The 11,154-nt window shown below is 65.3% G+C and carries 12 protein-coding genes; 4 read left to right on the top strand and 8 right to left on the bottom strand.

Going from position 1 to position 11,154, the window contains the following annotated elements:
• Positions 1–124 precede the first annotated feature (124 nt).
• A complete protein-coding gene (locus J4P02_RS16960; RefSeq protein WP_426192261.1) occupies positions 125–1,459 on the top strand; it encodes an MFS transporter in 1,335 nt (444 codons plus the stop codon).
• A 45-nt stretch (positions 1,460–1,504) separates the two neighbouring features.
• Here the strand turns inward: J4P02_RS16960 and J4P02_RS16955 are convergent, their stop codons facing one another.
• The 5 genes from J4P02_RS16955 to pcaQ form a co-directional block, all read right to left on the bottom strand.
• A complete protein-coding gene (locus tag J4P02_RS16955; protein ID WP_426192260.1) occupies positions 1,505–2,383 on the bottom strand; it encodes a DMT family transporter in 879 nt (292 codons plus the stop codon).
• 224 nt (positions 2,384–2,607) lie between these two features.
• Positions 2,608–3,384: an IclR family transcriptional regulator gene (locus J4P02_RS16950; RefSeq protein WP_426192258.1), complete on the bottom strand. Its 777-nt coding sequence runs from the start codon at positions 3,382–3,384 to the stop codon at positions 2,608–2,610.
• 139 nt (positions 3,385–3,523) lie between these two features.
• Entirely contained in the window at positions 3,524–4,129 is a 606-nt protein-coding gene (gene pcaG, locus J4P02_RS16945) for a protocatechuate 3,4-dioxygenase subunit alpha (protein ID WP_426192256.1), read from the bottom strand.
• Between the two features lie 10 nt (positions 4,130–4,139).
• The gene (gene pcaH, locus J4P02_RS16940; protein ID WP_426192254.1) at positions 4,140–4,859 is read right to left on the bottom strand and encodes a protocatechuate 3,4-dioxygenase subunit beta; all 720 of its coding nucleotides are present in this window, start codon (positions 4,857–4,859) and stop codon (positions 4,140–4,142) included.
• A gap of 103 nt (positions 4,860–4,962) precedes the next feature.
• On the bottom strand, positions 4,963–5,892 hold the full coding sequence (pcaQ, locus tag J4P02_RS16935; protein ID WP_426192252.1) for a pca operon transcription factor PcaQ: 930 nt from the start codon (positions 5,890–5,892) through the stop codon (positions 4,963–4,965).
• 139 nt (positions 5,893–6,031) lie between these two features.
• On the opposite strand from pcaQ, the gene ypfJ reads away from it, so the two are divergent.
• Together ypfJ and J4P02_RS16925 are read left to right on the top strand one after the other, a co-directional pair.
• The gene (gene ypfJ, locus J4P02_RS16930) at positions 6,032–6,931 is read left to right on the top strand and encodes a KPN_02809 family neutral zinc metallopeptidase (RefSeq protein WP_426192250.1); all 900 of its coding nucleotides are present in this window, start codon (positions 6,032–6,034) and stop codon (positions 6,929–6,931) included.
• Positions 6,932–7,903 carry an alpha/beta hydrolase gene (locus J4P02_RS16925; RefSeq protein WP_426192248.1) on the top strand — a complete coding sequence of 324 codons (972 nt, stop codon included), beginning with the start codon at positions 6,932–6,934 and terminating at the stop codon, positions 7,901–7,903. It abuts the gene before it with no gap.
• A gap of 39 nt (positions 7,904–7,942) precedes the next feature.
• Here J4P02_RS16925 and J4P02_RS16920 read toward each other — a convergent pair whose 3' ends face one another.
• The 3 genes from J4P02_RS16920 to J4P02_RS16910 all read right to left on the bottom strand — a co-directional run bounded on the left by J4P02_RS16920 (position 7,943) and on the right by J4P02_RS16910 (position 10,074).
• Positions 7,943–8,536: an HAD family hydrolase gene (locus tag J4P02_RS16920; protein WP_426192246.1), complete on the bottom strand. Its 594-nt coding sequence runs from the start codon at positions 8,534–8,536 to the stop codon at positions 7,943–7,945.
• Positions 8,533–9,402, bottom strand: coding sequence for an acyl-CoA thioesterase II (tesB, locus tag J4P02_RS16915; RefSeq protein ID WP_426192244.1), 870 nt, complete (start codon positions 9,400–9,402; stop codon positions 8,533–8,535). Before tesB ends, J4P02_RS16920 begins: the two co-directional genes overlap by 4 nt.
• Positions 9,403–9,504: 102 nt before the next feature.
• The gene (locus J4P02_RS16910) at positions 9,505–10,074 is read right to left on the bottom strand and encodes a GNAT family N-acetyltransferase (RefSeq protein WP_426192242.1); all 570 of its coding nucleotides are present in this window, start codon (positions 10,072–10,074) and stop codon (positions 9,505–9,507) included.
• A gap of 75 nt (positions 10,075–10,149) precedes the next feature.
• Between J4P02_RS16910 and J4P02_RS16905 the strand changes: the two genes are divergently transcribed.
• Positions 10,150–11,070, top strand: coding sequence for a histone deacetylase family protein (locus J4P02_RS16905; RefSeq protein WP_426192240.1), 921 nt, complete (start codon positions 10,150–10,152; stop codon positions 11,068–11,070).
• The last annotated feature ends 84 nt before the right edge of the window (positions 11,071–11,154 follow it).

The raw sequence follows: 11,154 nt of genomic DNA, 5'->3' as shown, positions 1-11,154 counted from the left end.
CGACGAATCCACCCAGCCGATCATGGGCCCGGCCGCTGCGTTGCAGCGCCCTGACCAACCCTTGATCACGCGCCCTTGAGTTCCGACGAGCCGCGGCTCGCCAGTCACTGAACGGATGGCTTACATGACTCCTTCCCATAGTTCTCGCATCGCTCCGAGCCCCCACCTGGCCGCAGGCATCGGCGACAAGATCCGCGGCGCCATGGCCGTCGGCAAGACCCGCTGGGGCATGCTCGCCCTGGTGTTCTTCGCCACCACCCTGAACTACATCGATCGCGCCGCACTGGGCGTGATGCAGCCGATCCTGGCCAAGGAAATGAGCTGGACGGCGATGGACTACGCCAACATCAACTTCTGGTTCCAGGTCGGCTACGCCGTGGGCTTCGTGCTGCAAGGACGACTGATCGACCGCGTCGGGGTCAAGCGCGTGTTCTTCTGCGCCGTGCTGCTGTGGAGCCTGGCCACTGGCGCCCACGGCCTGGCCACCTCGGCGGCGGGCTTCATGGTCTGCCGCTTCATCCTCGGGCTCACCGAGGCCGCCAACTACCCCGCCTGCGTCAAGACCACCCGGCTGTGGTTCCCGGCGGGTGAGCGGGCGGTGGCCACCGGCATCTTCAACGCCGGGACCAACGTTGGCGCCATGTTCACGCCCATGCTGCTACCGCTGATCCTGCACGCCTGGGGCTGGCAGGCGGCGTTCCTCTGCATGGCCGCGCTGGGCGGCGTATGGCTGCTGTTCTGGGGCCTGAAGTACTTCAACCCGGAAGACCACCCCAGCGTCAAAGCCGCGGAGCTGGCCTATATCCAGCAGCAAGTGGAACCCGAGCCGACCCGCGTGCCCTTCAGCCGCATCCTGCGCATGCGTGGTACCTGGGCCTTCGCCATCGCCTACGCGCTGACCGCGCCGGTGTTCTGGTTCTACCTATACTGGCTGCCGCCCTTCCTCAACCAGCAGTACAACCTGGGGATCAACGTCACCCAGATGGGCATCCCGCTGATCATCATCTACCTGACCGCCGACTTCGGCAGCGTCGGCGGCGGCATCCTCTCCTCCTTCCTGATCGGCCGCGGCATGAACCCGATCAGGGCACGATTGCTGTCGATGCTGCTGTTCGCCTGCTGCATCATCGGCGTGATCATGGCCGCCGGCACCGCCAACCTGTGGCTCGCGGTATTCGCCATTTCCCTGGGCATCGGCGCGCACCAGGCCTGGACCGCCAATATCTGGAGCCTGGTGATGGACTACACGCCCAAGCACATGATGAGCACGGTGTTCGGCTTCGGCGGCATGTGCGCAGCCATTGGCGGCATGTTCATGACCCAGATCGTCGGCCATATCCTCACGGTCACCCACAACAACTACACCCTGCTGTTCACCCTGATCCCGGCCATGTACTTCATTGCCCTGACCTGGATGTACTTCATGGCCCCACGCAAGATCCCCCAGCTGGAAGACTGATGCTCCCCTCGCCCAGGCCCGATTGCGCGCCTGGGCTTTTTCCCTTCACGCCCGTCGCTGTTGCCAGGCTGCCGCCAGGCCGCTGAGGCAGATCAGGGCGATCCCCCACTGGCTGATCAGGCTCGGCGTGTGGCCGAACAGCAGCCAGCCCAGCAACCCGGCGAAGACAATCTGGCAATAGCCGAAGGGTGCCAGCAGCGCCGGTGCCGCCTGGCGAAAGGCCTGGGTCAGGAACAGGTGGGCACTCATGCCGCAGGCGCCCAGCGCCAGCATCAACAGGCCATGAACGAGTCCCGGCAACTGCCAGAAGAACGGCACCAACGCGCTCATTACCAGGGTGTTGCACAGCCCGGCGAAAAAATTGCTGGTGGTGGGGCTGTCGTGCTCGGCCAGCTTGCGGGTGAGCAATTGATAGAAGCAGAAGCACAGCGCCGAGCCGAGCGGCAGCAACACCGCCGGGGTGAACAACTCGCCTCCCGGATGCACGATGATCAGCACCCCGAGAAAACCGCAGATCACCGCCAGCCACTGGCCGCGGGTCACCCGCTCGCCCAGCAGCGGCACCGACAGGGCCGTGACCAGCACCGGGGCGAGAAAGTTGACCGCCGTGGCCTCGGCCAGGGGAATGAACAGCAGCGCCGAAGTGAACAACAGGCTGGTGCCTAGCAGGCACAGGGCGCGCACCAGTTGCAGCAGCGGACGCTTGCTGCGCAGCACCCGCAGGCCCGATTGCGGAAGGAAGATCCCGGCCATCAGCAGGGTGTGGACCAGGTAGCGAGCCCAGACCACCATGATCACCGGGTACAGACCCGAGAGGTATTTGGACAGGGCATCGTGACTGGCGAACAGCAGGGTCGCGAGGACGATCAACAGGATGCCCTTGAAGGGCTGGTTGATCCCGGAAAGGGGCAGGCTGCGGGTCATCGGCATTCCTTGGGGTGGGTGAATGGACAAGCAGCTTCGGCGAATCCGCAGGTGATGTTGTTCCGATGCGGACCTCGAACAATTTAGAACCTGGTTCCACTTTCATACAAGAGCAACGACAAACACCGTTCGATCACCGAACGCTTTCCCGCTCAGGCAATGGCAACCACCCTTCGCAGCCGGGTGGCAGCCGCTGCGAAGGGCCAGGAACCCGGGGCAAGTACTCAGTTGAAGAGTTCGGAAGCCTGGCTGGCGGCCGACAGTTCTGCGGCAAATTGCAGCAGCAAGGGTGCCAGCTGATGCAAGCGCGCCAGGGGCAGGCGCGCGCTGGGGCCGGCGATACTGAGCACCCCCACTACCCTGCCCTCGATCGGATGACGCACCACCGCGGCAATCGCCGCAGTGCCCAGGGCGGAACTCTCCTCGACCCAGGCATAGCCCTGCTCCCGGGCCAGGCGCAGGCGCTCCAGCAACTCGCCATTCGAACGCGGCGCGTTGGGCCCCAGGTCCGCAGGCGCCTCGACCTGTTGCCGCGCCACCAGGGACAGGGCCTCGGCATCGCTCAGGGTCGCCAGCCAGGCATGCCCGGATGCGGTGTAGAACAGCGGCGCCTCACGGCCCATGTCGGGGTCGTAGCGCAGGCCGGAACGCGCGCCCTGGGACTTGGCGATCCAGGTCTGGCGCTCGCCCTCGATCACCCCCAGGCGCACCAGTTCGCCGCACTCCTGGGCCAGGCGGTCGAGCACCGGCTGGACGATATCGGCACCACTGCCCGAAAGGTAGCGAAAGCCCATGGCCACCAAGCGGGTGGTCAGTTGATAGCGCAGGTTGTCGGGGTTCTGGCGCACGTAGCCGAGGCGGATCAGCTCCGCCAGCAAGCGATGGGTCGCGCTCTTGGGTATCTCCAGCTGCTCCGCCAGGGTCTGCAACGGCAGGCCGCGGGGCTCGCTGGCAAGACGTTCGAGAGCACTGAAGACGCGTTCGATCTGACTGCCTGCCATGGGTCGGGTCCCGAAAAAATTGGCTCGATTCTAGTGATAAGCGACCTCTTGGGGAACTCTGCGCCAGCGCGCGACTGCCCTTGCAAACGGTGGCCAGGCGCATTTCCAGCCTGGCCGCCGTTCAACCCAGGGTCGATGTTCAGAAATCGAAGAACACTGTCTCGCCTTCGCCCTGGATGCGGATATCGAAACGATAGGCGCGCTGGCCGTCCACCTCGCAGGGATGGGCCAGCAAGGTTTCCCGGCGCTGCGGTTGCTCGATCAGGTTGAGCACCGGGCATTGGGCGTTGGCTTCCGGCTCATCGGCGAAGTACAGCCGGGTATGCAGGTGGATATTGATGCCCCGGGCGAACAGCGCCAGGTTGATATGGGGCGCCATGGGCACCCCGGCAGCATTCTTCACCACCCCGGGCTTGACCGTGTGCAGGGTCCATTCCCCGGCATCGAAGGTGGTGGCGGTACGACCAAAGCAGTTGAAGGGTTTTTCCGTATCGAACAGCGGGTCATAGACCCCGGCGTGATCGGCCTGCCAGAACTCCAGGAAGGAGTCGCGCACCAGATGGCCATTGCCATCGTAGACATGGCCGATCAGCAGAATCCGCTCGCCCGGCGCATCCGCCCTGGCCATCTGGTTCCAGATCTCTTCGGGCCGGGTCGGGTTGCCCGCCGCCGCCAGAGCCAGGCCGATATGCACGTAGGGACCGGCCGTTTGCGAGGGGGTTTCAGGCAGCAATTGAACAGGCATGGCAGGCTCCTCAGCAGTTCTCGAAGTGGGTCTTGCGCTGGCCGCGCAGCACGATGTCGAAGCGGTAGGCCAGGCAGTCCATGGGATTGGCGTTGGCCATGTCCAGGCGCGCGATCAGGCTCTGCACCGCCTGCGGATCGGCGATCGACTTGACGATCGGGCACAGCGGAATCAACGGATCGCCTTCGAAATACAGCTGGGTGATCAGCCGCGTGGCAATCGACGGGCCGCTGATGGAGAAGTGGATATGCGCCGGGCGCCAGTCATTCGGGCCGTTGCGCCAGGGATAGGGCCCGGGCTTGATGGTGCGGAAGCTGTAGTAGCCATCACTGTCGGTGAGGGCCCGGCCAACGCCGCCGAAGTTCGGGTCCAGGGGCGCCAGGTAGCGGTCGTTCTTGTGTCGGTAGCGGCCGCCGGCATTGGCCTGCCACATTTCCACCAGGGTGTGGGGGATCGGCTTGCCGTACTGGTCGCAGACCCGCCCGGCAACGATGATCCGCTCGCCCACTGGCAAGCCGCCATGGTTGAAGTTGAGCAGCAGGTCGTTGTCGAAGGGCCCGGTGCGCAGGTGGGAAAAATCCGGGCCGCTGGTTTCACTGAGCGATTGTGGAATGCTCACCAGGGCCTGGCGCGGCGAGCGGGCAATGGAGGTCTTGTAGTCGGGGGTCAGGGCCTTGGGGTGCCAATTACGGTCGCGAATCACGAAGCGACTGCTGTCTGCATCAGACATGTCGATCTCCTGTTGTTGGATTTGTGGAGCGCAGCCGCAGCAGTGTCAGGCAAATCCATGGGGTGGAAAATTGAGCATCCACCCTCGACCCATAACCATTTGGTTAAGGATAGTGCCCTTCGCGATAGGCCAGCCCCACCTCCCGCAACACCTCCACCACCCATTGCGCCGCCAGCGACAGGGGCAGGCTGGGATTGCTCGAGATGCCCACCGAGCCCCCCGGCTCACCCAACCCCAGTTCCAGTTCCAGCAGCTCGCCATTGGCCAGGTCCAGGCGCACCGCATCCAGCGGCGCTATCCACAGGGCATCGCTGCACAGGGTGTAGCGCCGGCTCAGGGCTACCGACAGGGTTTCCAGGCGCTGCGGTGACTGGGGGATGCCGCACTGCACGAACAGACTGTCGGCATGCTTGCGGATACTGGTACCGGCCAGCGGCAGCACCAGGGGGAAGCTACTCAGGGCCTCGGGATCCAGCCCGGCGCTCGCCAGCGGATGCCCGGGACGGGCCACCAGGGTCATGGATTCGCTGTACAGGTGCTCGAAGCTCAGGCCCTGGATCTCCGGGCTTTCGGTCATGCGCCCCACCACCAGGTCGAGGTCGCCGACCCGCAGTTGTGACAGCAGGTAGGCACTGGGCCCGGTCAGCACGCTCACGTTCAGGGCCGAATGGCGCTGGTGCAGGCGCCGCATCACCTCTGGCAGCAGCAGGCTTTCCACCGTGGAGAGCACGCCGATGCGCACCAGCCCGGCGGCGTATTCACCACCGCGCAGGCTGTTCACCCCTTCGCGCAGGGCCTGCACCGAGGGCCCGGCGTAACGCAAAAAGGCCCGCCCGGCTTCGGTCAGGGCCAGCCCCGACTTGCTGCGCACAAACAGCCGGGTGTCGAGCAGCTCTTCCAGCTCCTTGAGGGTCTTGGACATCGCCGGCTGGCTCACCGCCAGCAGATCGGCGGCCCGGGCCAGGCTGCCCTGGCGGGCCATTTCAAGAAAACCCACCAGGTGACGGAATTTGATGCGGGTATCGATGTTCAATAGAAGGCCCCGAATAGGTCTGGACCGGATCGACCCGGCACCGGGCCATGGTAGCGTGGGCAAAAATCCCTGACGACCGGGCTGGCGCCGCACCAGGCCACCAGCAACACTTGCCAGCAGTAAAAACGAGGACTTCCCCATGCTTTGGAAAAAAGGCCGGCGCAGCGACAACGTCGAGGATCTACGCGGTGACAACGATGCCGGCGGTGGTGGCGGCGGCCTGCGTTTCGGGGGTGGCAAGGGCCTGAGCCTGACCGCCATCGTGCTGATTGTCGGCATCGGCTGGGCCACCGGCCAGGACCCGCTGCAGATCCTCGGGCAGCTGCTCGGCCAGGGCGGCGGCCAGGTGTCGGCACCGGCCAACACCCAACCGCGCAAGGCGCCAGCGGCCAATGACGAACAGGCGGAATTCGTCCGCGCCATCCTCGGCGATACCGAAGACACCTGGGGCCAGATCTTCCAGCAGGCCGGCCGCCAGTATCAGGCGCCGAAGCTGATCCTGTTCAGTGGCCGGGTAAATTCCGCCTGTGGCGCCGCCACTTCCGCCAGCGGGCCCTTCTACTGCCCCGCTGACCGCCAGGTGTACCTGGACATGGATTTCTTCCGGGAAATGGCTCAGCGCTTTGCCGCTGCCGGGGACTTTGCCCAGGCCTACGTGATTGCCCATGAGGTGGGGCATCACGTGCAGACCCTGCTGGGCGTCTCGGCGAAAATCCAGGCCGCGCGCCAGCAAGGGCAACGGATGGAAGGCGACGGCGGCCTGCTGGTGCGTCAGGAACTGCAGGCCGACTGCCTGGCCGGCGTCTGGGCCTTCCACGCGCAAAAGCGCCTGAACTGGCTGGAGCCTGGGGATGTGGAAGAAGCCCTGAACGCCGCCAATGCCATCGGCGACGATCGCTTGCAACAGCAAGGCCAGGGCCGTGTGGTGCCGGACTCCTTCACCCATGGCACCTCGGCGCAGCGGGTGCGCTGGTTCAAGACCGGCTTCAGCCAGGGCCAGGTCGGCCAGTGCGACACCTTCGCCGCCAAGAGCCTGTAGATGCGCCAGTTGCTGGCGCTGTTGCTGTGCCTGGTCAGCCTGGGCGCCCAGGCTGCGGAGCATGGGGTCAAGGTCATCAGCCCGCAGCGCCTGCCCCTCGCCAGTGGCCAACTGGCCCTGGGCCTGAGCCAAGACTGGCGCCAGCCCCTGCCTGGGGTGCAGCGGGCGCTGATCATCGTCCACGGTCGGCTGCGCAATGCCCAAACCTACCTGCACAGTGGTGAAAGCGCCGCCGAACAGGCGGGAAAAAGCGCCGCGCCCCTGGTGATTGCCCCGCAGTTTCTCAACCAGAGCGATATTGCCCGCCATCATCTGCCGGACGCCCTACTGCGCTGGCAAGGCAATGCCTGGATGGCCGGCGAACCCGCTGCCGGCCCAGATGCCATCAGCTCCTACGCGGCGCTGGATGCCATCCTCCAGCACCTGGCGGACCGCAGGCTGTTTCCCGCACTCAAGGACGTGGTGATTGCCGGTCACTCCGGCGGCGCCCAGGTGGTGCAGCGCTATGCCCTGAGCAGCGGGCCCCATGCCGAACTGCAACAGGCCGGCATCAGCCTGCGCTACGTGATCGCCAACCCCTCGTCCTATGCCTATTTCGATTCATGGCGTCCGCTGCAAACGAACCTCGGCGACTGCCCGGGCTTCAACGACTGGAAATACGGCCTGGACCGGCTACCGGCCTATGCCGCCGGCCAGTCCCCGGCACAGCTGGAACAGGCTTACGTGACGCGGGACATCACCTACCTGCTCGGCCAGCAGGACATCGACCCCAACCACCCGGCCCTGGACAAGAGCTGCGCGGCGCAGGCCCAGGGCGCCTACCGGCTGATTCGCGGGCACAACTACTTCGACTACCTCAAGCGGCGCCACCCCCAAGGCTTGCCGCAACGCCTGGTGGAAGTACCCGGGGTCGGGCATAACGGCGACCGCATGTTCACCTCGCCCGAGGGGCAGGCGGCATTGTTTCGGTAGGAGCTGGCCGGGCGGCGTTGCGCTTGCCAGCGAAAGCCTTCAAGCCAACAGCAACTCGCGCAACTGGGCGCAGTCTCGCGCATGCCAGTCGGTCAGTTGCGGCCAGGGATTGTCCGGTAGGTTCACCAGCACCGTGCGGGTACCCGCTGCACGGCCGCAGTCCAGGTCGAAGCGGTAGTCGCCGACCATGACCATGCGTGACGGCGAGATATCCCAGGCCTCGGCCAGCTTCAGCAAACCGCCGGGATGGGGCTTGGGCGGCGCCTCGTCGCGCCCCAGTACATCGTCTTTGGCAAAGCAGTCCGCCAGGCCGATGGCCTCCAGGGTCACGTGGGCCAGCTCGCGGGCATTGCGGGTCAGGATGCCCAGGCGATAACCGCGACCGGCCAACTCGCGCACCAGCTCCACCGCCCCCGGTGCCGGGCGCGAACCCAGGGCCAGGTCGCGCTCGTGCTCCAGCAGCCAGGCGTGCTTGGCCGCCGATTCGGCCGCAGGCAAGGCGGCCAGGTGGGTGAGGATATCGTCTTCGGGGGGAATCGACAGGGCCTGGCGGATCGCCGCGAAATCATGCACGGCGACGGTCAGGGTACCGTCCATGTCGAATACCCAGTGGTGTATCTGTGAAAGATTCATGCCCAATCCTTGCGGTGACGGATCAACCCCTCTTGAGTCACCGAGGCTACCAGCTGGCCGGCACGGTTGAACACGCTGCCCCGGGAGAAACCCCGGGAATTGCCGGCCCAGGGGCTGTCCATGGCGTACAGCAACCAGTCATCGGCGCGCAGGTCGGCATGGAACCACAGGGCGTGGTCGAGGCTGGCGACCTGCATATCCTTCTGCCACACCGACTTGCCGTGGGGCAGCATCGAGGTGGTCAGCAGGCCGAAGTCCGAGGCGTAGGCCAGCAGGTATTTGTGCAGCGCCGGGCTGTCGGCCAGGGTGCCGTCGGCGCGGAACCAGACGTATTTCACCGGGTCCATCGGCTGCGGGTTGTAGGGGTCTTTCTCGGTCACCGGGCGCACTTCGATGGGCTTGGGGCACAGCAGCTTCTCGCGCATGTGCTCGGGGATCAGGTGCGCACGCTGGGTGGTGAGTTCCAGCTCCGAGGGCAGGTTTTCCGGCCCCACCACCTGGGGCATAGTGTCCTGGTGCTCGAAGCCCTGTTCGTCGTACTGGAACGAGGCGCTGCAGGTGAAGATCGGGTTGCCCTTCTGGATCGCCGTCACCCGCCGGGTGCTGAAACTGCCGCCATCGCGCACCCGGTCAACCTGGTAGACCACCGGCAACGCCGCATCGCCCGGACGCAGGAAGTAGCCGTGCATGGAATGCACATGCCGCGCTTCCTCTACCGTCTGGCTGGCGGCGGACAAAGACTGGCCCAGCACCTGGCCGCCAAACAGCTGGCGAAAGCCGAGGTCCTGGCTGCGCCCGCGAAACAGGTTTTCCTCGATGGCTTCCAGGGTCAGCAGATCCACCAGGTCATCCAACACATGACTCATTCAAACTCTCCTCACACAGGGCAAAACCGCGCAATCTCGGCTACGGCGGTGATATCAATCGGGTCAAGCACCTTGGCGGCACCGGCTGAGGGTACGCGCCTGCTATCCATGCAAGGTTTCCAACCATTGTTCGCGGTCGATGCGATACAGCACATGCTCGCGCAGCGGGTGATCGCTGGCCAGGTTCGGGTGCAGGAAATCGTCCTCGACGCTGTGCTGCATGCCGATGGCCTGCATCACCTTCTGCGACGGCAGGTTGCTACGGGTGGTAAAGGCCACCACCTGCTCCAGGCTCAGCCGGTCAAAAGCGCAGCGCAACACGGTCCAGGCCGCCTCGCTGGCATAGCCCAGGCCCCAGTGCTCGCGAGCCAGGCGCCAGGCGATTTCCACCGCCGGGGTAAAAGCGGCTTCGAAGCCCACCACGCCCAGGCCGGTAAAACCGATGAAGGCGCCGTTGTCCTTGCGCTCCAGGGCCCAGGCGCCGAAGCCATGCTCGGCAAAATGCCCGCGCACCCGGCCGATCAGCGCCGCGCTTTCCAGGCGGCTCAAAGGGGCTGGAAAGTAGCGCATCACTTGTGGGTCGGCACACATCGCCGCAAATGCCGGCAAATCATCGTCGCGCCACTGGCGCAGCAACAGGCGCGCGCTTTCGAGTTGCAGTATCGGCTCCATCGGTGCTCTCCGTTTCCGTGGGTGCAAGTCTACATCGCTGGTAGGATCATTCGCGGGTTCATCTAAGAAAATGCCATGCCATTGCCACTGATCTATCACGACGACTACAGCCCCGACTTTCCGGCCGACCACCGCTTCCCCATGGACAAGTTCCGCCTGCTGCGTGACCACCTGGTGACCAGCGGCCTGACCCGCGACGCCGACCTGCTGCGCCCGCAACTGTGCCCGGCGGACGTCCTGGCCCTGGCTCACGACCCCGGCTATATCGAGCGCTACATGAGTGGCGAGCTGTCCTGCGAAGACCAGCGGCGCCTGGGCCTGCCCTGGAGCGAAGCCCTGGCCCGGCGCACGGTGCGCGCGGTAGGCGGCTCGCTGCTGGCCGCCGAACAGGCCCTGGAACATGGCCTGGCCTGCCACCTGGCCGGCGGCACCCATCACGCCCACTACGACTACCCGGCAGGGTTCTGCATCTTCAACGACCTGGCGGTGATCAGCCATTACCTGCTGGCCAGCGGCCGCGTGGGGCGGGTGCTGATTTTCGACTGCGACGTGCACCAAGGCGATGGCACTGCGCGAATCCTGCACAACACCCCCGATGCGGTGACCGTTTCCCTGCACTGCGAGAAGAACTTCCCCGCGCGCAAGGCCCAGAGCGACTGGGACATTCCCCTGCCGATGGGCATGGGCGACGCCGAATACCTGAGCGTGGTGGACGATACGCTGAACTACCTGTTGCCCCTGTATCGACCAGACCTGGTGCTCTACGACGCCGGGGTCGATGTGCACCGGGACGATGCCCTGGGCTACTTGAAGCTCACCGATGCCGGCCTGGCCGAGCGTGACGAACGGGTGATGCGCCATTGCCTGGGGCGGGATATCCCGGTGGTGGGAGTGATTGGCGGCGGCTACAGCAAGGACCGCCAGGCCCTGGCCCGGCGCCACGGCATCCTGCACCACAGTGCGCAACGGGTTTGGACGTCATCAGGTTGTCATTGAAACCTGGGCGGCTTACCCACACCGACTGTGGAACCGCCTGTGGATAAGCTGCGTGAAAGTCGCTGCAGCCCTTGTATTGCATGG

Origin of the sequence: Pseudomonas sp. NFXW11, from assembly GCF_049887815.1 — a bacterium.
Lineage (GTDB): Bacteria > Pseudomonadota > Gammaproteobacteria > Pseudomonadales > Pseudomonadaceae > Aquipseudomonas.
The sequence above is the reverse complement of the archived record's forward strand: the minus strand, read 5'-3'. Positions and strand labels throughout refer to the sequence as shown.